General features: G+C 67.9%; 20 protein-coding genes. 12 read left to right on the top strand and 8 right to left on the bottom strand.

Annotation, left to right across the window (positions count from 1 at the left end; translation table 11 throughout):
* Positions 1 to 20: 20 nt before the first annotated feature.
* Positions 21 to 446 carry a nitroreductase family deazaflavin-dependent oxidoreductase gene (locus tag KV203_RS10270; RefSeq protein ID WP_066469740.1) on the bottom strand — a complete coding sequence of 142 codons (426 nt, stop codon included), beginning with the start codon at positions 444 to 446 and terminating at the stop codon, positions 21 to 23.
* Positions 447 to 547: 101 nt separating this feature from the next.
* Here KV203_RS10270 and KV203_RS10265 point away from each other — a divergent pair, with 101 nt between their 5' ends.
* Complete coding sequence (locus KV203_RS10265) at positions 548 to 1,279, top strand: SDR family NAD(P)-dependent oxidoreductase (RefSeq protein ID WP_066469741.1); 732 nt, start codon at positions 548 to 550, stop codon at positions 1,277 to 1,279.
* Here the strand turns inward: KV203_RS10265 and KV203_RS10260 are convergent.
* Genes KV203_RS10260 through KV203_RS10245 form a run of 4 tightly spaced genes read right to left on the bottom strand, consistent with a single transcriptional unit; the run spans position 1,276 to position 4,419 of the window.
* Entirely contained in the window at positions 1,276 to 1,734 is a 459-nt protein-coding gene (locus KV203_RS10260) for an SRPBCC family protein (protein WP_066469745.1), read from the bottom strand. The genes KV203_RS10265 and KV203_RS10260 overlap by 4 nt on opposite strands.
* Before the next feature lie 10 nt (positions 1,735 to 1,744).
* Positions 1,745 to 2,539: a non-homologous end joining protein Ku gene (ku, locus tag KV203_RS10255; protein ID WP_066469746.1), complete on the bottom strand. Its 795-nt coding sequence runs from the start codon at positions 2,537 to 2,539 to the stop codon at positions 1,745 to 1,747.
* Between the two features lie 4 nt (positions 2,540 to 2,543).
* Positions 2,544 to 3,626 (bottom strand): lycopene cyclase family protein, encoded by a 1,083-nt coding sequence (locus tag KV203_RS10250; protein ID WP_066469748.1) that lies wholly within the window; start codon positions 3,624 to 3,626, stop codon positions 2,544 to 2,546.
* Positions 3,627 to 3,654: 28 nt separating this feature from the next.
* The gene (locus KV203_RS10245; RefSeq protein ID WP_066469751.1) at positions 3,655 to 4,419 is read right to left on the bottom strand and encodes an SDR family oxidoreductase; all 765 of its coding nucleotides are present in this window, start codon (positions 4,417 to 4,419) and stop codon (positions 3,655 to 3,657) included.
* A 93-nt stretch (positions 4,420 to 4,512) separates the two neighbouring features.
* Between KV203_RS10245 and KV203_RS10240 the strand changes: the two genes are divergently transcribed.
* Together KV203_RS10240 and KV203_RS19605 are read left to right on the top strand one after the other, a co-directional pair.
* Positions 4,513 to 6,141, top strand: coding sequence for an ABC-F family ATP-binding cassette domain-containing protein (locus KV203_RS10240; protein WP_066469753.1), 1,629 nt, complete (start codon positions 4,513 to 4,515; stop codon positions 6,139 to 6,141).
* Between the two features lie 103 nt (positions 6,142 to 6,244).
* Positions 6,245 to 6,460, top strand: coding sequence for a helix-turn-helix domain-containing protein (locus KV203_RS19605; RefSeq protein WP_246600109.1), 216 nt, complete (start codon positions 6,245 to 6,247; stop codon positions 6,458 to 6,460).
* Between the two features lie 229 nt (positions 6,461 to 6,689).
* Here the strand turns inward: KV203_RS19605 and KV203_RS10235 are convergent, their stop codons facing one another.
* Both KV203_RS10235 and acnA read right to left on the bottom strand, forming a co-directional pair.
* On the bottom strand, positions 6,690 to 7,256 hold the full coding sequence (locus tag KV203_RS10235; protein ID WP_066469755.1) for a TetR/AcrR family transcriptional regulator: 567 nt from the start codon (positions 7,254 to 7,256) through the stop codon (positions 6,690 to 6,692).
* A gap of 76 nt (positions 7,257 to 7,332) precedes the next feature.
* Positions 7,333 to 10,152: an aconitate hydratase AcnA gene (gene acnA, locus KV203_RS10230; RefSeq protein WP_066469760.1), complete on the bottom strand. Its 2,820-nt coding sequence runs from the start codon at positions 10,150 to 10,152 to the stop codon at positions 7,333 to 7,335.
* Between the two features lie 184 nt (positions 10,153 to 10,336).
* Here acnA and KV203_RS10225 point away from each other — a divergent pair, with 184 nt between their 5' ends.
* The 8 genes from KV203_RS10225 (at position 10,337) to KV203_RS10190 (ending at position 18,633) form a co-directional block, all read left to right on the top strand.
* Positions 10,337 to 10,840: an Rv1476 family membrane protein gene (locus KV203_RS10225; protein WP_066469762.1), complete on the top strand. Its 504-nt coding sequence runs from the start codon at positions 10,337 to 10,339 to the stop codon at positions 10,838 to 10,840.
* A gap of 388 nt (positions 10,841 to 11,228) precedes the next feature.
* Positions 11,229 to 12,701 (top strand): NlpC/P60 family protein, encoded by a 1,473-nt coding sequence (locus KV203_RS10220; RefSeq protein WP_246600108.1) that lies wholly within the window; start codon positions 11,229 to 11,231, stop codon positions 12,699 to 12,701.
* Between the two features lie 226 nt (positions 12,702 to 12,927).
* The gene (locus tag KV203_RS10215) at positions 12,928 to 13,989 is read left to right on the top strand and encodes an AAA family ATPase (RefSeq protein WP_066470134.1); all 1,062 of its coding nucleotides are present in this window, start codon (positions 12,928 to 12,930) and stop codon (positions 13,987 to 13,989) included.
* Complete coding sequence (locus tag KV203_RS10210; protein WP_066469767.1) at positions 13,986 to 14,966, top strand: DUF58 domain-containing protein; 981 nt, start codon at positions 13,986 to 13,988, stop codon at positions 14,964 to 14,966. The genes KV203_RS10215 and KV203_RS10210 overlap by 4 nt, the downstream gene beginning before the upstream one ends.
* 45 nt (positions 14,967 to 15,011) lie before the next feature.
* Positions 15,012 to 16,016 carry a VWA domain-containing protein gene (locus KV203_RS10205; RefSeq protein ID WP_066469769.1) on the top strand — a complete coding sequence of 335 codons (1,005 nt, stop codon included), beginning with the start codon at positions 15,012 to 15,014 and terminating at the stop codon, positions 16,014 to 16,016.
* Positions 16,017 to 16,051: 35 nt separating this feature from the next.
* Positions 16,052 to 16,768 (top strand): 3-oxoacyl-ACP reductase FabG1, encoded by a 717-nt coding sequence (fabG1, locus tag KV203_RS10200; protein WP_066469771.1) that lies wholly within the window; start codon positions 16,052 to 16,054, stop codon positions 16,766 to 16,768.
* Between the two features lies 1 nt (position 16,769).
* Positions 16,770 to 17,606, top strand: a complete 837-nt coding sequence (gene inhA, locus KV203_RS10195; RefSeq protein WP_066469772.1) for an NADH-dependent enoyl-ACP reductase InhA — start codon at positions 16,770 to 16,772, stop codon at positions 17,604 to 17,606.
* A 13-nt stretch (positions 17,607 to 17,619) separates the two neighbouring features.
* Positions 17,620 to 18,633 (top strand): ferrochelatase, encoded by a 1,014-nt coding sequence (locus KV203_RS10190; RefSeq protein WP_066469774.1) that lies wholly within the window; start codon positions 17,620 to 17,622, stop codon positions 18,631 to 18,633.
* A gap of 329 nt (positions 18,634 to 18,962) precedes the next feature.
* Here the strand turns inward: KV203_RS10190 and KV203_RS10185 are convergent, their stop codons facing one another.
* Positions 18,963 to 19,337: a hypothetical protein gene (locus KV203_RS10185; protein ID WP_066469776.1), complete on the bottom strand. Its 375-nt coding sequence runs from the start codon at positions 19,335 to 19,337 to the stop codon at positions 18,963 to 18,965.
* Here KV203_RS10185 and KV203_RS10180 point away from each other — a divergent pair.
* Entirely contained in the window at positions 19,336 to 19,908 is a 573-nt protein-coding gene (locus KV203_RS10180) for an MTB12 C-terminal domain-containing protein (RefSeq protein ID WP_066469778.1), read from the top strand. The genes KV203_RS10185 and KV203_RS10180 overlap by 2 nt on opposite strands.
* Positions 19,909 to 20,009: the final 101 nt, after the last annotated feature.

Genomic DNA, 20,009 nt, shown 5'->3' with positions numbered 1-20,009 from the left:
TAATCCGGTCCGAGCAGGCTTTATTCGACCACGAAGACCGGGATCAGGCGCGAGGTCCTGGCTTGATAGTCCGCGTACGGCGGGTAGGCGGCAACCGCGAGCTGCCACCAGTGCTCGCGCTCGTCGCCGGTCAGCTCCCGCGCCGTGCGGTCGGGGAGAATCCGGTCGCCGTCCTGGACGGTGACCGTGGGGTTGGCCGTGACGTTGAAGTACCAGGACGGGTGCTGCGGCGCACCGCCCTTGGAGGCGACCATCGCGTAGTGGCCGTTCTCCTCCACGCGCATCAGCGGGACGTAGCGCTGCTTGCCGGACTTGGCGCCGGTGGTGGTGAACAACACGATCGGCCGGTCGAGTACTTCGACGCCGTCGGTGCTGCCGCGGGCCAGAATCTGTTCGGTCTGGGCACGAACCCAGTCCGTCGGGCTCAGTTCCACATTCTCACTCACCTCGGACGCAACATCGCCGGACGAGTCGCTATTCCGCCGGGTGCGCGGCCTCGGCCGAACTCGTCTCGATAAGGTGGGCCGGTCCGAGCGGAGGCGCACCTGTGATACCTCACCTGCACGGCCGGGTCGCCGTGGTGACCGGGGCCGGCCGGGGCATCGGCCGGGCGATTGCGACCGAACTCGCCGCGGCCGGCATGTCGCTGCTGCTGGCTGCCCGTACCGGTGCCGACGTGCGGGAGCTGGCCGAGGAGCTCGCCGAGCGGTACCGGACGCCCTGTCTACCGGCCGCCATCGACGTGACCGACCGCGGCGCGGTGGACCGAGTGATCATGCACACCGAGCAACAACTCGGCGCGATCGACCTACTGGTGAACAGCGCCGGCGCGATCGAGTCGGCGGCGCGGCCGTTCTGGCTGGCCGACCCGGACGAGCTGCTCGACGTCGTCGCCACCAACCTGCTCGGACCGCTGATCATGACCCGAGCCGTACTGCCGGCGATGGTCGCGCGGGGACGTGGACATGTCGTCACCCTGGCCAGCCGAGCGCTCGCCGCGCAGCGGACCGGGCACTACACCGCCTACGCCGTGTCGAAGTCGGCGGCGTCGCGGCTGACCGAGAGGCTGGCGGTCGAGGTCGCCGGCACGGGCGTCGTACTGCTCGATGTGCTCCCCGGATTGGTGCGTACCTCGATGACCGAGTCGATGCCGGTCTGGGCTGAGGTCACCGACTGGGACGACCCGGCGGCAGCTGCGGCGTTGATCGTCGAGATCGCCGGCGGTCGGCACGACGCTCGGACCGGGACGACGCTGGCGGCCGGCCGGCGGGCCGACTAGGCTCGTTCGACGACAGCTTTCATCCGTTCCAGGGTGCGCCGCATGTCGTTGCGATTGCGCCGACCGCGCCAACGCCCGGCGAGCATCCAGTACAACCGCATGGGAAGGCTCGGCGCAGCCTCGAAGAACTCGGTCACTTCGGTCCCGGTGTCGGTCGGGTCGAGCAGGTATCCCCAACGGGTGAGTTCACCGGCACCCGGCGCGGTCACCGCGAAGGTGAACTCGCGACCCGGCTCGCAGGCCACCACGCGGCACACCGTCCAGTAGACCGGGCCGCGCTCGTTGCGTTTGACGTGCCCACGGAACCGCGCGCCGACCGCCGGTCCGGTGGCACCGCCGAGCCATTCGGCCTCGAAGGTTTCCGGACTGAACTCGCCGATTCGGGTGACATCGCTGACCAGAGCCCACACCTTGTCCGGTGGCGCTGCCATGCTGACGGTGGCGGTTTCACGCATATCGGTGACGCTACGCTCCCTTCCGCCCGGCCGCCTCGACGCTGCGCTGCAACGCCGCGACCAGGTCGACCACGTCGGCGTCCTCGACCTCTTTGGCCGGCTCGTCGAGCGCGACAACTTTGTCGCCGCCGGCGGCGATGGTCTCGTCCAGTATCTTGCGCAGCTGGATCTGATAGTCGTCGGTGTACTCGCTCGGGTCGAAATCGCCGCTCATGCTCGCGACCAGGGTTTCGGCCATCGCCAATTCCCGCGGGCCGGGGGCCGCGACATCGTCGAGTACGTCGAACTCCGCGGCGCGCACCTCGTCCGGCCAGAGCAACGTCTGCAGCACCAGCACTCCGTTGCGCACCCGCAGTGCGGCCAGCCGTGTCTTCTGCCGGAGGGTGAAATGCACCAGCGCGACCTGGTCGATCTTCTCCAGGGTTGCCGCCAGCAGCACATAGGCCTTGGGGGTGGTCGAGTCGGGCTCGAGGTAGTAGCTCTTGTCCAGCAGGATCGGGTCCAGTTGTTCGTTGGGAACGAACTGCAACACCGGGATCTCGTGCTTCTCCGCTGCCGGAAGCTTGTCGAAGTCGGCGTCGGTGAGAATCACCCGCGCACCTTCCGGTGACTCGTACGCCTTGTCGATGTCGGCGTACTGCACGGTATTGCCGCATACCGTGCACACCCGGTGATACTTGATCCGGCCGCCGTCCTTGGCGTGCACCTGGTGGAAGTGGATGTCGTGGTCCTCGGTCGCGGTGTAGACCTTCACCGGCACGTTGACCAGCCCGAAGGCGATCGAGCCTTTCCAGATGGACCTCATGAGTTCAATCTTGTCCCAGCGAGGCCGATCTGGCGAGCACCCGCAGCAGGTCCGGCGGAAGCGAACGAGCCAGCGTGACCATTGCGGTCAGCACGCCGACGAGGTCGTGGCGGCCGGACAGATAGGCACGCTGACGGGCGATCGGGAGGTCGAGAAAGGCGGCGAAGAACGGTACGACCTGCTCGGGCGCCAGCTCCAGCAAGCTGCGCAGACCCAGCCGGCGCAACCGGTGCACGGCCCGCGCTCGATACGACCAGAGTGCCCGATCCACGAGTGTCCGGTCCGTGGCTCGGCTCTGCGCCAGTGCCGCAGCGACCGGGTCGGCTGCGGCCAGCGCGGCGGCGACGCTGTAGCCGGTTCCCGGGTGGACGAATCCGCCCCGCGCACCGAATGCGCCCCGCCGCCGCGGCGCGTCGACCGGAAACCGCACTCGCTCGACCCGGCCGTCGCTGCCGGCGACGCCGCGCGCAGCCAATCGGGTCGTGAGCCGATCGGCCAGAATCGAGAGGTCCAGCGCCGGTCGACCGACCAGACAGGTCTCCTCGAGCAGCATGGTGTCCGGGCCGGTAGGCACGGCGTACAGGAACGACGGCGGATCGCCCGGAGCGGTGCCGTTGTCGGCACGCCAGTCCATGAACCAGGCAGCGGCACCGTCGAGCGCCGGGGCGGCAACCGATCGGGGCAGCACCAGGCCGTAGGCGGTTTGTTCCGCCGCACCACCGATCGCTCCCCGGGCATCGATCACGATTCTCGCCTGGTCGGCCAGCGGGCCGAGGCCGTCGAGGTGCGCCGCCCGCACGGTGACCCCGGTCAGGTTCAGTGCCGGCCGCAGTGCGGCGTTGTCGAACACCTGATACTCGCGGGCGAGCCGATGCAGCCGGACGGTGAACGCCGCGGGTTCGGCGACGCGGGCTGCGGCCACGTCCGGCAACCAGCTTGGCAGTTCGTCGGTCCATGCGCCGTAGGTCGGCGCCCAGGCGCGGTCCGGATGGGGATCGATCGCGAGCACCCGCAAACCGTGCACAGCGCAGCGGTGCGCCAGCGCCCGCCCGGCCGGACCGAGACCGGCGATGGCGACGTCGTACATCGGGCGATACCGACCCGGCGCGCCGTGGTCAGAGACCGCCGGTAGCGAGCAGGCCGCCGTCCACCCGAACCGTCTCGCCGGTGATCCAGCCGGCCTGGTCGGATACCAGGAAGCCGACGACCTGCGCGACGTCCTCGGGGTTGCCGAGCCGACCCATCGGATACGACTTGGTCGCCGCGACCTCGTCGTCGGAATAGAGCGCGGAGGACATCTTCGTCTTCACCACGGCCGGAGCCACCGCATTCACCCGGATCTTCGGCGCCAGCTGCCAAGCCAGCTCCTCGGTCAGGCGGATCAGCGCCGCCTTCGAGCCGCCGTAGGCGGCGATCGCACCGCTCGACCGAAGGCCGGACACGCTGGCCAGGTTGACGATGGAGCCGCCGTGTTCCCCCATCCAGGCGCGATACGCCTCCTGGGTGTAACCGAGTGTCGCGACCACGTTGATCTCGAAGATCTTGCGCACCCCGCCGAGGTCGGCCTCCATCAGTGGGCCGTACACCGGGTTGACGCCGGTATTGTTGATCAAGATGTCGAGTCGGCCGAACTGCTCCATCGCCAGCCCGACCGCGCCGCTCCGGCTCTCCGGTTCGCCGGTGTTTCCGGCGTAGGTCAGCACGCTGCCGCCGTGCCCGAGCGCCGTCAGCTCGTCGGCGGCTGCAGCCAGCGGCTCGGGCTTGCGCGCAGTGATCAGCACGTTCGCCCCCCGGGCGAGCAGTTCGGTTGCGATCGCTCGTCCGATACCTTGGCTGGCGCCGGTGACCAGGGCGGACCGACCTTCGAGATCACGTGTCATGGCTCGAACGTTAGCGCACTGTAGAATCGGGAGTTCTTTACGCCGGGCCGGTCTCGGCCGTGTCCGTCAGCCCTGCACCGAGGAGAATCGATTGTGATCACCGCCACCGACCTGGAGGTACGGGCCGGTGTGCGGACCCTGTTATCCGCACCCGGTTCGGCACTGCGGATACAGCCGGGGGACCGGATCGGCTTGGTCGGTCGTAACGGCGCCGGCAAGACCACGACCCTGCGCATCCTGGCCGGAGCCGGCGAACCGTACGCCGGAACGGTCACCCGCACCGGTGAGATCGGCTATCTGCCACAGGATCCGCGCGAGGGTGACCTCGACGTGCTGGCCACCGATCGGGTGCTGTCCGCCCGCGGGTTGGACACCCTGCTGCGCGACCTGGAGAAGCAGCAGTTGTTGATGGCGGAGATCGCCGACGACGCCGAGCGTGAGCGCGCGGTACGCCGTTACGGGCAACTGGAGGATCGGTTTTCCGCGCTCGGCGGGTATGTCGCCGAGAGCGACGCGGCCCGGATCTGCCACAGCCTCGGTCTGCCCGACCGGGTACTCGGCCAGACCTTGCGTACGCTGTCCGGCGGCCAGCGGCGCCGAATCGAGCTGGCCCGGATCCTGTTCGCCGCCTCGGACGGTGGCGGCCGTTCGGCGACCACCTTGCTGCTCGACGAACCGACCAACCACCTCGACGCCGACTCGATCACCTGGTTGCGCGGGTTCCTGCAGCAACACGAGGGCGGCCTGGTGGTGATCAGCCACGACGTGGGTTTGCTCGCCGACGTGGTGAACAAGGTGTGGTTCCTCGACGCGGTGCGGGGCGAGGCCGACATCTACGCGATGGGCTGGCAGAAGTATCTGGATGCCCGGGCCTCGGACGAGCAGCGCCGCCGCCGCGAGCGGGCCAACGCGGAGAAGAAGGCGAGCGCACTCAAAGCTCAGGCGGCAAAGTTGGGCGCCAAGGCGACCAAAGCGGTCGCCGCGCAGAACATGGTGCGTCGAGCCGAACGGATGCTGGCCGATCTGGACGACGTCCGGGTGGCCGACCGGGTCGCGCGGATCAAGTTCCCGGATCCGGCTACCTGCGGCAAGACCCCGCTGACCGCCGCGAATCTGACCAAGCTCTACGGCTCGTTGGAGATCTTCGCCGGGGTGGACCTGGCCATCGATCGCGGCAGCCGAGTGGTGGTGTTGGGCCTCAACGGGGCCGGTAAGACCACGTTGCTGAAATTGCTGGCCGGGGTCGAGCAGCCCAGCAGTGGAGCGGTCGAACCCGGATACGGTTTGCAGATCGGCTACTTCGCGCAGGAACACGACACGCTCGACGACGATGCGACGGTCTGGGAAAACATCCGGCATGCCGCCCCCGACGCGGGGGAGCAGGACCTGCGGGGACTGCTCGGTGCGTTCATGTTCAGCGGCCCGCAGCTGGACCAGCCGGCCGGCACCTTGTCCGGCGGCGAGAAGACGCGCTTGGCGCTGGCCGGTCTGGTCTCGTCGTCGGCAAACGTGCTGTTGCTCGACGAGCCCACGAACAACCTCGACCCGATTTCCCGGGAGCAGGTCCTCGATGCGTTGCGGTCGTACGCCGGTGCGGTCGTACTGGTCACCCATGATCCCGGGGCCGCCGAGGCGTTGTCGCCCGAACGAGTGATCCTGCTGCCCGACGGCACCGAAGACCACTGGTCAGCGGACTATGCGGAACTGATCGAGCTCGCCTGAAGACACACCAATAGTCTTTTTCTCGAATATTCTTGCTCTGAATTCAACAGGTGCTTTAGCCTGGTGATGTTGTTAGAGGTTGGGTCGGGAAGGCTAGATAGTGATGGAATCGTCGGGAATCTCCAAAGGTGTCAGAGTAACCGGTACCACTCGGGACAAGCTGCAGAGCACACTGCGAAGTCAGTACGAGGCAGGCGCCAGCATTCGTTCGTTGGCGAAGTCCACCGGTCGCTCATACGGATTTATTCACAACGTGCTCGTCGAGTCCGACGTTCAGATGCGCGGACGTGGTGGACCGAACCGGCGCAAAGCTTCCTGATCGGGACGCAGACCAGTCCAGTCGCCGCACGGCCCGGGGCTATAGCTCCGCATAGACCGAGGCCACGGTCCGCACCCACATCGTGCGCTGGTGCTCCCGCCGGTTGAGCGGTGAAAATCGAACAACTCCGTCTCGTCGACCGCATGTCGTTTGTGGTTGCGTGGGCGGCCGAGAGAACTCCGGTGGTGTATGCAACACCCGCCGGAGTTTTCCCAATTCTGTTGCGTGGTCAGCTTTTCCGGCGCACCGAGGCCTCGACCAGGTCGAGTACGCCGGACAGGTTGTCGTCGGCATGGCCGGATGCGATTCGCGCGATCAGGCCGTCGAGGACCAGGTCGAGGTAGCCGAGCAGCACGTCGGTCGGCACATCGTCGCGCAACCGGCCGGCTGCCTTGCGCCGCTCCAACCGAGCCAGGGTGGCGGCGGTCAGCTCGGCCGAGCGTTGGCTCCAACCGGCTCGGAACTCCGGGTCGGTGCGCAGCCGTCGGGCGATCTCCAGTCGGGTACCGAGCCAGTTGAATTCCTCCGGCCGGGCAAGCATGTCGCGCATCACCTGGACCAGGCCTTGCTCGGCGGCTACCTCGGCCATCCGCTGTGCGTCTTCGTGGCAGAGCGCGAGGAACAGCGCGTCCTTGTCGCGAAAATGATGGAAGATGGCTCCCCGGGACAGGCCGGTGGCTTCCTCGAGCCGACGGACCGTGGCGCCCTCGTAACCGTACTGGGCGAAGCAGTGCCGGGCCCCGTCGAGAATTTGCCCCTTGCGGGCGGCCAGGTGCTGGTCGCTGACCTTCGGCACACTACCCCCTCTGCTGAAAGAAACCGGTGGGCGCCCACCGGGACCGATCCCGGTGGGCGCCCGTCCCGTCGCCGCGTTACGTCCGGATCATGTTGCGCAGCACGTACTGCAGGATGCCGCCGTTGCGGTAGTAGTCCGCTTCCCCGGGCGTGTCGATTCGGACCACCGCATCGAAGGCAACCACCGTCCCGTCGGCCTTGGTCGCGGTGACCCGCACCGTCTTCGGCGTTCGACCGGAATTCAGCTCCTCGATCCCGGTGATGTCGAACACCTCGGTACCGTCCAGCCCCAACGACTTCGCCGATTCACCGGCCGGGAACTGCAGTGGTATCACGCCCATACCGATCAGGTTGGACCGGTGGATCCGCTCGAACGATTCGGTGATCACCGCCCGAACCCCGAGCAGTCGGGTGCCCTTGGCCGCCCAGTCACGCGACGAGCCCGAGCCGTACTCCTTGCCGCCCAGCACCACCAGCGGGATACCGGCCTGCTGATAGTTCTGCGACGCGTCGTAGATGAACGCCTGCGGGCCGTCCTCCTGGGTGAAATCGCGGGTGTAGCCACCGGATACCCCGCCGTCGACGATCGCATCCAACAATTGATTACGCAGCCGGATGTTGGCGAAGGTGCCGCGGATCATCACCTCGTGATTGCCGCGGCGCGAGCCGAGCGAGTTGTAGTCCTGCCGCGCCACCCCGTGGGCATCCAGATACTGCGCTGCCGGTGTGCCCGGCTTGATCGGACCGGCCGGCGAGATGTGGTCGGTGGTAACCGAATCGCCGAGTAGCGCCAGCACCCGGGCGCCGCTGATATCGGTGACCGGCGCCGGCTCCATCGCCATCCCGTCGAAGTACGGCGCTTTCCGCACGTAGGTCGACTTTTCGTCCCAGGCGAAGGTGTCGCCGTCCGGCGTCGGCAGGTTCCGCCACCGCTCGTCACCGGCGAAAACGTCCGCGTACGAATCGCGGAACATGTCTTGGCTGATCGCCGCCTTGATCGTGTCGTCGATCTCCTGCGGGGCCGGCCAGATATCGCGCAGATAGACGTCGTTGCCGTCGGTGTCGCGGCCGAGCGAGTCGGTTTCGAAATCGAAGTCCATCGTGCCGGCCAGCGCGTAGGCGATCACCAGCGGCGGAGACGCCAGGTAGTTCATCTTCACGTCCGGCGAGATCCGGCCCTCGAAGTTCCGGTTGCCGGACAGCACCGCCGTCACCGACAGGTCGTTGTCGTTGACCGCTTTGCTGATCTCGTCCGGCAACGGTCCGGTGTTGCCGATGCAGGTCGTGCACCCGTAGCCGCCGAGGTAGAAGCCCAGCTTCTCCAGATACGGCCACAGGCCGGCCTTTTCGTAGTAGTCGGAGACGACCTGCGAGCCCGGGGCCATGTTGGTCTTCACCCACGGCTTGCTCGTCAGCCCCCGTTCCACGGCGTTGCGGGCGAGCAGTGCCGCACCGATCATCACCGACGGATTGGAGGTGTTGGTGCAGGACGTGATGCCGGCCACCACCACGGCACCGTGGTCGAGCACGAACTGGCCGCGCGACTCCGACGACACCTGTACCGGTTTGCTCGGCCGGCCCTCGGCGTTGCCGGCGGCCGAATGCACGACGACCGCGTCGTCGTCGGCGAACGACAGCACCGCCGGGTCGCTGGCCGGGAAGCTTTCTTCGACCGCCTCGTCCAGCGTGGTCTCCGGCGCCGGGTGCTGTTCCTCGACGTAGTTGTGGATGTCTTTGCGGAACGCAATCTTCGACTCGGACAGCAGGATCCGGTCCTGTGGCCGCTTCGGTCCGGCGATCGAAGGCACCACGGTGGACAGATCCAGCTCGAGGTATTCGGAGTAGACCGGCTCCCGTTCCGGGTCGTGCCACATGCCCTGCTCTTTGGCGTAGGCCTCGACCAGCGCCAGCTGTTCGTCGGATCGGCCGGTCAGCCGCAGATAGTTGATGGTTTCCCCGTCGATCGGGAAAATCGCTGCAGTAGAGCCGAATTCCGGGCTCATGTTGCCCAGCGTGGCCCGGTTCGCCAGCGGCACCTCGGCGACACCGGCGCCGTAGAACTCGACGAACTTGCCGACCACGCCGTGCTTGCGCAGCATGTCGGTCACGGTCAGCACCACGTCTGTGGCGGTGACCCCGGGCTGGATCTCGCCGGTCAGTTTGAACCCGACCACCCGCGGAATGAGCATCGACACCGGCTGGCCCAGCATGGCGGCCTCGGCCTCGATGCCGCCGACACCCCAACCGAGCACCCCGAGTCCGTTGACCATGGTGGTGTGGCTGTCGGTGCCGACGCAGGTATCCGGGTAGGCCTGGCCGTTTCGGACCATGATCGTGCGGGCCAGATACTCGATGTTCACCTGGTGCACGATGCCGGTACCCGGCGGGACAACCTTGAAGTCGTCGAACGCGCCTTGGCCCCAGCGGAGGAACTGGTATCGCTCGCCGTTGCGCTGGTACTCCAACTCGACGTTGCGCTCGAACGCGTCCGCGGTGCCGAACACGTCCAGGATGACCGAGTGATCGATGACCATCTCGGCCGGGGAGAGCGGGTTGACCTTGTTCGGATCACCGCCGAGGGACGCGACCGCCTCACGCATGGTGGCGAGGTCGACCACACAGGGCACCCCGGTGAAGTCCTGCATGATCACCCGGGCCGGGGTGAACTGGATCTCGATGCTGGGCTCGGCGGACGGATCCCAGTTCGCCAGCGCGTGAATATGGTCGGTGGTGATGTTGGCGCCGTCTTCGGTACGGAGCAGATTTTCTGCCAGTACCTTCAGGGCGTAGGGAAGTTTCTCGGTGCCGGGTACCGCCGAGAGACGGAAGATCTCGTACGAGGCATCTCCCACCTCCAGCGTGCCCTTGGCCCCGAGCGAATCGATGCTTGCGTTCACGTCGGCTCCACTCGCTGCAAGGGTGTCGCCGCCGACTGGGCTGTGCCGGCGGCCGGTCCAATTCTGACAGTACGCTTGTCCTGCATCCGCGGCAGCGCTTCGTCGATGTCGCCGTGACCAGCGGTCGCGACGACATCGACGACGGGTCACGCCGCGGTCACGCAACGCACGTTAGTGTGCTTTCGTGTATCGCACCTCGGTTCCGTTCGCTACCGACCTGCCATCGGATGTCGATCTCGACGCGGTGCTGGCCGGAGTTCGTGACGATCACGTGTCCGCTCCGGCCGACGTGGACGACGAACTGGTGCAGATCGCCGATCGGGCGCGGGCCGACGGGCTGTCGCTGAGCATCGTCGTGATCGACAAGAACCCCCGGCACGACTCGCAGTTGCGCGATCTCGCCACCGATGTCGGTCGGACCGAACACGGGACGGTCCTGGTGCTGAGCCCGGACTGGGTCGGCACCTACAGCGATTCGATCAGCCGGGTGCGGCTGGAGGGCGCCGAGGACGCGGCCAAGTACACCGGGGGCGAATCGGTCGTGGCGGCGCAGCGGTTCGTCGACGACCTGGAGACGCCGTACGTGTCCTGGACGGCGATCACCTGCCTGATGCTGGCCTGTACCGCGTTTCTGGTTGCCGGGCTGTATCTGGTCAAAGCCGGTCGCGCGCGCTCTCGGGCGAGCTGATTTCACCGCGAACTCCATCGCGGTAATTCCACGCGGGTAATTGCCCCTTTTCCTGCGGTTTCCTTGTTTTGCCGGCATCGTCGCAGGTAGCGACCCAAATTACACCGATGCTATTTACGCCAACCATTTTCCAATGGGAGCAATGTGACGTACGGTTACTCCTGACACTCTTGGGGAAGAAGTGTTACAGGGAGCTGCATTTATACATTTGTTACTGATGAGTTTGGAGGTGTTCGAGTGCGCTCATCGGGCGAGTCGGGACCTGTGACGCGTCCTTCCTCTCTTGGTCGTGCTACCGAGGGAGAACTACGTGGGACAGAACGGTGTGAGCCGGAACGGGATACACATACGTGCCGGTGTAGTGTCGCCGCTCCGGATTGGGAGGGCGTTGAGCAGCGTAGCGATCACCATCGGTATCGCGCTCGCAGTACCCGCCGTCGGCACCGGCGTTCCCGCGCCGCCGCCCAACCCCACCGACGGCGAACTCGCCCAGGCCGTAACGTCGGTCAGCGCGCAGATCGTCCGGGTCGGTGAGCTGGTCAACCAGGTCGCCTCGACCAGCCAGGAGCTGAGCCGGCTCGACGATGCAGTAGCAGCCAAACGGGAACAGGTCAACAAGTCGCTGGTCGACCTGCAGAACGCGCGGGACGTCGCCGACGCGGCTGCAGCAGCGGTCCTCGCGAGTCGGCAGGCGCTCGACCTGGCCGGCGCGCAGATCCGGGACGCACAGGCGAAGTTCGACAATGCGGCCCGGCGTGCCTATACGGACGGAAACACCACGGCCTCACTGGCTGCGCTGGTCACCTCGAACACTCCGGACGACGTGTTCGACCGGACCCAGGTGCTGGACCTGCTCAGTCGCCGGCACAACGCGGTGATCGAACGATTGCAGCGAGCACGCACCGAAGAGGCCAACAAGGACTCGGCGGCGCGGAAGGCCGAGTCGGACGCGGTGGATGCGGCCCAGGCCGCGCAGGACCGCAAGGGCGAAGCCGAGCAGGCGGTTGCGGCCGCCCGCGCCGACGCCGATGCGCAAGCGGCTCGTAAGGCAGAGCTGGAGAAGCAGCGCGAGGGCGCCGAAACCGAACTCGCCGCGGCGAAGTCGGCAGCGGTCGGATTAGCCGGGCAACGCGCGGCCTACGAAAGTTGGGACGCCCAACGGCGAGCCGAAGAGGCGGCCGCACAAGCCGCTGCCGAGGCGGCCCGGCAAGCGGCGGTCGAGGCGGCGGCCCGGGTCGCCGCCGACCAGGCCGCCACGCAGCGGGCGGCAGCGTTGGCCGCCGCGCAACGGCCGCACACCGCGATCGAGGACGACAGCAGCGACTACTCCGACAGTAGCGAGTACGCCGACAGCAGCGACACGTCCGGGTCGGACTCCGGCCGAACCCGGCAGCGTAAGAAGCCGCAGTCGAGTGTGGCGGTGGTCAGCGGCAGCGAAGCGGTCGAGACGGTGATCGATCGGGCGATGTCGCAGATGGGTGTCAGTTACTCCTGGGGCGGCGGCAACGAGAACGGTCCCACGCTCGGTATCCGCGATGGTGGCGTTGCCGACAGCTATGGCGACTACAAGCGGACCGGTTTCGACTGCTCCGGCTTGATGGTCTACGCGTTCGCCGGAGTCGGCATCTCGCTGCCGCATTACAGCGGATATCAGTACACCGCCGGCAGCCAGTATCCGGTCGACGAGATGCGTCGCGGCGACATGCTCTTCTGGGGTTCGGGCGGCAGCGAACACGTCGCGCTCTACCTCGGCAACGGTCAGATGCTGGAGGCGCCGCAATCCGGCGACGTCGTCAAGGTGTCGCCGGTTCGGTGGGGCGGGCTGATGCCGTACGTGGTCCGGATGATCGACGACTGGTGAGTCTCCGGCGGAATCGAGCGCGTCCGCCGGCGTAGCGGCGCCACACGGTCCCGGTTGCGGCGCCGTTCGCGGCGACCTGGAATAGTGGGCTCTGCGTGGAACCACGCGCAAGCTGAAGCGGAAGTGGGGAGTGCCGGTGACCTCGACGGACCAGGCCGGTGTCGTGTCGACGCAGAAGTCCGGGTCCGGGCAGGCCGGATCGAATTCCGGGGGTTCGCGGTACCGCCTGGAAGACGACGTCAAGACGCTCGAACAGACGATCTACGAAGTCAAGCGGGTGATCGTCGGTCAGGACCGGCTGGTCGAGCGGTTGCTGATCGGCGTGCTCGCGCGCGGGCACGTGCTGCTCGAGGGCGTGCCCGGGATCGCGAAGACGTTGGCCGTCGAGACGTTTGCGAAGGTCGTCGGCGGTTCGTTCTCCCGGGTGCAGTTCACCCCCGACCTGGTGCCCACCGACCTGGTCGGTACCCGGATCTACCGGCAGGGCCGGGAGGAGTTCGATACCGAACTGGGCCCGGTCGTGGCGAACTTCGTACTCGCCGACGAGATCAACCGGGCGCCCGCCAAGGTGCAGTCCGCGCTGCTCGAGGTGATGGCCGAGCGGCACGTGTCGATCGGTGGCAAGACCTACCCGATGCCCGACCCGTTCCTCGTGATGGCGACGCAGAACCCGATCGAGAGCGAGGGCGTGTACCCGCTGCCGGAAGCGCAGCGCGACCGCTTCCTGTTCAAGGTGCTCGTCGATTACCCGTCGGTCGAGGAAGAGCGCGAGATCATCTACCGGATGGGGGTCACCCCGCCGCAGGCCAAGCAGGTGCTCGGGCCGGGCGAGATGGTCCGGCTGCAGCAGATCGCTGCGGGCGTGTTCGTGCACCATGCTCTGGTCGATTACGTAGTCCGGGTCATCGCGGCCACTCGAAAGCCGGCCGAGTTCGGTCTCGACGATGTGGCCGCCTGGGTGGCCTACGGTGCGTCTCCGCGAGCCAGCCTCGGCATCATCGCAGCGGCTCGAGCCCTGGCGCTGGTCCGGGGTCGGGACTACGTGGTACCGCAGGACGTGCTCGAGGTGATCCCGGACGTGCTGCGGCACCGGCTGGTGCTCTCCTACGACGCTCTCGCCGACGAGATCTCCCCGGACGACATCATCGCGAAGATTCTGCAGACGGTCGGCCTGCCGCAGGTTGCGGCGCAAGCCAATCCGCCGCAACCGCAGCAGACGTCCCCGCCGGCGCGTGCCGGTGCGACGCAACCTGTTCCCCCACAGCCCGGCACCGCGCCGCAGCAGTGACCCGAGAGCAGGCGGCTCGGACACCCGCGACCTCGGGGCCGCCGTCGTTCCGGTCGGGCCAACTGGACGACCCGCGCCTGGCGGCGGCGCTGAAAACGCTCGAGCTGACCGTGCGGCGCCGGCTGGACGGCGTCTTGCACGGTGCCCACTTGGGTTTGATCCCCGGCCCGGGCTCCGAACCGGGTGATGCCCGGGTCTATCAACCGGGCGACGATGTTCGCCAGATGGACTGGTCGGTCACCGCGCGGACCACCCACCCCCATGTCCGGCAGATGATCGCCGATCGTGAACTCGAGACGTGGATCGTCGCCGACATGTCGGCCAGTCTGGATTTCGGTACCGCCGACTGCGAGAAACGCGATCTGGTCGTGGCCGCAACCGCCGCAATAGCGCATCTGACCCTGGGCGGCGGGAATCGGATCGGCGCGGTGGTGTCCACCGGTGCGCAACTGAAGCGGATCCCGGCGCGGAGCGGGCGCACCCACGCACAGTCGTTGCTGCGGGCGCTGGCCACCACGGCGCCGGCGCCGGACGGTACCCGCGGCGATCTCAAAGGGGCGATCGAGTCGTTACGACGGCCGCAGCGAAAGCGCGGCCTCGCCGTGATCATCAGCGATTTCCTCGGCCCGATCGACTGGGAGAGGTCGCTGCGGGCGATCTCCGGTCGGCACGATCTGCTCGCGGTCGAGGTGCTCGATCCGCGTGATCTGGAACTGCCGGACGTGGGCGACGTGGTCCTGCACGATCCGGAGACCGGCCGGACCCGTGAGTTCAGCATCACGCCCCAACTACAGGCCGATTTCGCGACCGCGGCGCAACGCCATCGCGATCAGGTCGACGCGGCGCTGCGCGGGTGCGGTGCGCCGGTGCTGACGTTGCGTACCGACCGCGACTGGATAACCGATGTCGTCCGGTTCGTCTCGACCCGTCGGCACACGTTCGGTGCTGCAGCGGCAGGTCGGGCGCCGAGGCAGTGAGGATGCAGCGAGGCAGTGAGGATGCAGTGAGGCAGTGAGGATGCGATGAGCCTGACCGATTTCGCGTCGCCGATCTGGCTGATGTTCGCGCTGGTCGTCGCCGCACTCGGGGTCGGTTACCTGCTGGCGCAACGGCGGCGACAGCGGCACATGCTCCGCTTCTCCAACATGGAGTTGCTGGAGCGGGTGGCGCCCCGCCGTCCCGGGCCGTGGCGGCACGTACCGGTCGCATTGATCCTGGTCGGATTGCTCTGCTTTACCATCGCCGCGGCGGGCCCGACCAAGGCGCAGAAGGTGCCGCGCAACCGTGCCACCGTGGTGTTGGTGATGGATGTGTCGCTGTCGATGGAGGCGACCGATGTGAAGCCCAGCCGGCTGGAGGTCGCCGAGGAAGCCGGCAAGGCGTTTGCCGAGGGACTGACCCCGGGAATCAACCTGGGCTTGGTCGCATTCGCCGGAACCGCGTCGGTGCTGGTGTCGCCGACCGCCAACCGGGAGGCGACCAAGGCCGCGATCGACCATCTGCAGCTGTCCGAGCGGACGGCGACCGGGGAAGGGATCTTCACCGCGCTGCAGTCGATTCAGACCCTCGGCGACGTCCTCGGCGGTGCGGAAACCCCGCCGCCGGCGCGGATCGTCCTGATGTCGGACGGCAAGCAGACCGTGCCCGACGACAAGGACGAGAGCAATCCGCGGCACGCGTTCACCGCAGCCCGCGCCGCGAAGGACAAAGGCATCCCGATCTCGACCATCTCGTTCGGCACCAGCTGGGGCACGGTCGAGATCCCGGATCAGGACACCGGCTCCACGCAACGGGTGCCGGTGCCGGTGGACGACCCGTTCCTGAAGAAGATCGCCGAACTTTCCGGCGGTCAGTTCTTCACCGCCTCCAGCCTGGAGGAGCTGACGAAGGTCTACGACACGCTCGAAGAGCAGATCGGATACGAGATGACCCGCGGGGACGCGAGCCGGCCGTGGTTGATCCTCGGCATCGTGGCGACCGCCGCCGGACTCGGCGCCGCCTTGCTCTATCGTCAGAGGCTGCCGTGATCAGAGCGATCCATAACAGATAGGTAATCGCAACTATGGGGAACACCTCGCGCTCCGTCCTGGTGACCGGTGGGAATCGGGGAATCGGGCTCGCAGTCGCTCGGCGGCTGGCGGCGGACGGGCACAAGGTGGCGGTCACCCATCGCGGTTCGGGCGCGCCGGACGGGTTGTTCGGCGTGGTCTGCGATGTCACCGATGCCGACGCGGTGGACCGAGCTTTCACCGAGGTCGAGGCGCATCAGGGGCCGGTCGAGGTCGTGGTCGCCAACGCCGGAGTCGTGGCGAATACGCTGCTGATGCGGATGAGCGAGGATCAGTTCAGTCAGGTGCTCGATGCCAACCTGACCGGCGCGTTCCGTGTCGCCAAGCGGGCCAACCGGGCCATGCTGCGCGCACGCTGGGGCCGGATCATCTTCCTCGGCTCGGTGGTCGGTCAGATGGGGGCGCCCGGCCAGATCAATTACGCTGCAGCCAAATCCGGCTTGATCGGGATGGCGCGGGCGATCACCCGGGAGATCGGCTCGCGCAATATCACCGCGAACGTGGTCGCGCCGGGGCTGATCGATACCGACATGACCCGCGAGGAGATGACCGACGAGATGCGCCAGCTTGCGCTCAAGGCGATCCCCGCCGGCCGGATGGGGCAGGCCGACGAGGTCGCCGCCGCGATCAGCTTTCTGGCGTCCGACGACGCGAACTACATCACCGGCGCCGTGATCCCGGTCGACGGTGGCATGGGAATGGGGCACTGACATGAGCGGATTGCTCGACGGCAAGACCGTACTGATCACCGGCATCATCACCGACTCGTCGATCGCGTTCCATGCGGCCGCGATGGCCCAGGAGCAGGGCGCGAAGGTGATCATCACCGGGATTCCGGCACGGCTGCGGTTGATCGACCGGATCGCCAAACGCCTGCCGGCCGAGGTACCGCCCGCGATACCGCTCGACGTGACCAGCGAGGAGGATCTCGGCGCGCTGGCCGATCGGGTCGCCGAGCATGCGCCGGACGGGGTCGACGGGGTACTGCACTCGATCGCGTTCGCCCCGAAGTCGTTGCTCGGACCCGACATGTTGCCGTTCTTGGACGGACCGGGCCCGGACGCGGCCAAAGCATTCGAGGTATCGGCGTGGAGCTATGCCGCACTGGCCCGCGCGGTGCTCCCGGTGATGAACGAGGGCGGTTCCATCGTCGGGATGGACTTCGACCCGCGCCGGGCGATGCCGTACTACAACTGGATGAGCGTGGCCAAGGCGGCACTGGAGTCGGTGAACCGGTACGTCGCGCGAGAAGTGGGCGAGGCCAAGCGGATTCGCTCCAATCTCGTTGCTGCCGGGCCGATCAAGACGTTGGCGGCGAAAGCAATCGCCGGCACCGCCACCGATGATGCGAAGCAGCTGAACCAGCTCGATACCTATTGGGACGGCGCCTCGCCGATCGGGTGGAGTGTGGACGACCCGAGCGTCGTGGCCAAATCGATCGTGACGCTGCTGTCGGACTGGCTGCCCGGCACCACCGGCTCGATCGTGTACGTCGACGGTGGCGCCAGCCACAACATCTGGTTCCCCGAGGGCTTCGGTACCCGTTGACCCTGGTTGCGCTGTGACCGACGCGCTGCTGTTGCTGTCGTTCGGTGGCCCGGAAGGTCCCGACGACGTGATTCCCTTCTTGGAGAACGTCACTCGGGGTCGCGGTGTGCCGCGGGCCCGGCTGGACGCAGTTGCCGAGCACTACCTGCACTTCGGCGGTGTGTCGCCGATCAACCGGTTGAACCGGGAGTTGATCGCGGCGGTCGAGGCCGAGTTGCGCGCCGCCGGGCTGGATCTACCGGTGTATTTCGGTAACCGGAATTGGCACCCGCTGGTCGAGGACACCGTGGCCCGGATGCACGACGACGGCGTCCGGTCCGCGCTGGTGTTCGCCACATCGGCGTGGGCCGGCTACTCCGGGTGCCGGCAATACCACGAGGACATCGCGCGCGCCCGGGCCGCGGTACCGAACGCACCGGAGCTGCGGAAGCTGCGGCAGTTCTACGACCACCCGCTGTTCGTCGCCGCTGTTGCCGACGGGATCACGGCGGCCGCGGCAACCCTGGGACGGCCGGCGCGGCTGGTATTCACCGCGCATTCGGTGCCGACCCGGGCCGACGATCAGGCCGGCCCGCCGGACGCCGGCGGCGGTCTCTACCACCGTCAGGTCGTCGAGGCCGCGCGGTTGGCCGCCGCGGCAGCGGGCTACCCCGAATACGACGTGGTCTGGCAGTCCCGGTCCGGTCCGCCCCAGGTCCCCTGGCTCGCGCCGGACATCGTGGATCACCTGGATGCGCTCGCAGCGTCCGGGACCGGCGCCGTGATCGTCTGTCCGGTCGGCTTCGTCTCCGATCACATGGAGGTGATCTGGGACCTCGACCACGAGGCGCGCCTGCGCGCGGCCGAGTTGGGTATCGGATACGTCCGTGCGGCGACGCCCGGTGCCGATCCGCGTTTCGCGCGCATGGTGGTCGAGCTGGTCGCCGAGCAGTGCTCCGGGGGATCGGCGCGACGTCTGGGCGCCGAGCCGGGCTGGGGGAGCGGAACCGACGGCGCGATCTGCGCGCTGCATTGCTGCGGCGCATAGCCGCTGTCCCGGATAGCCGAACCGACACGCTGTGTGTGCTGTGTCACAGCGATGCCAGGTGGACGATCTTGTAGGTAAGGCTATGCTAACCGTGCCGGTGAGCCGATGCGGGAGGCGTCCGCTGCCCGGCGTGTGACCGCAGCGGACAGCGACGAAGGACATCGGCTCACCATGCAGCAGAATCAGGCCCCACGTACCGCCGCTGTGGTTGCCCTGGCGTCCGGCGTATCCGCAGTCGTCACCGCCACGATCGTGTCCGGCGGCATGTTCGCCGCGTACATGATGCGCGACGACCAGCCGGCTCAGCCGACCGTCTTCGCCATTCCGACTCAGGCGGCCGCCCCGACGACCGGACCGTCCGGCGCGCCGCCGTCCTCGGCTGCCCGATCGACGTCGGCGGCTCCGTCGTCCGGCGCGACCTCGACTGTGCCGTCGAGCGTGCCGGTACCACCGACCGTTCCCGCCCGTGCGAGTGCTCCGCCGACGGTGCCGGCGACGATTCCGCCGACCGTGCCGGCGACGGTTCCGGCGGTCGGCGCCCCGGCCGCCGCCCGACCCCCGACGGCGACCGCACTGCCCCCGACGGCGACCGCACTGCCCCCGGCGGCGACCGCGTCGGTTGCGCCGGCATTCGGTCCGTTCGGATCGGCTCCGGCCGCCGTCCCGCCGACAGTCCCGGCGGCGCCGGCCACAGCGCTGCCCATGATTCCGTCGGTCCCGGCGCCGGCGCCCGCGCCGAACGACGTCCCGCCCGGTGGCGCCAATCCGCCGGGCCCGACGACCGTTCCGGATCTCGCCGCGATCGGCTCGGCACCGACGACCGTTCCCGGGGCGCCGATGACGGTTCCCGGTGGGCCGGCGACGGTTCCCGGTGGGCCGACGACGGTTCCGCGCTCGCCCGACCCGGCATCGGCGCTCCCCACGCCGAACGCCGAACGCGGCCCGCTGGACGCAGACCAGCTGCAGGCCAAGTTGCAGATTGCGCTCGGCCGGAACAACACCGACGAACTCGAGGGTGGTCCCGCCGCAGCCGGACTGTTGGCCGCGCTGCAGGTGGCGGACCAGGCCGCCGGGCCGATGCTCGACTGGCGGGTGCTCGGGCCCGTCGCCACGCCGACCCCGGACACGCTGACCGCGCGCCTACGAATCCTGGTTCCCGGCCTGCCGCCGCAGGTCCTGCCGCTGACCTGGAAGTGGCTGGACGGTACCTGGAAGCTCGCCAATTCGACCGTCTGTGATCTGGGCCGCCTGCCGATCGCCCAGTGCCCGTTCTGACCGTTCGCCCGCTGCCTTGACGAACGCCCGGCCGGAGGGACGCCCGGGCGTTCGCGCGGGGTCGGTGTGCTCGCTGCTTGTTTCTGTCGGTGGCCGGGTGA

It is taken from the genome of Skermania piniformis (assembly GCF_019285775.1).
Classification (GTDB): domain Bacteria; phylum Actinomycetota; class Actinomycetes; order Mycobacteriales; family Mycobacteriaceae; genus Skermania; species Skermania pinensis.
This window is presented reverse-complemented; position numbering and strand designations above follow the sequence as displayed.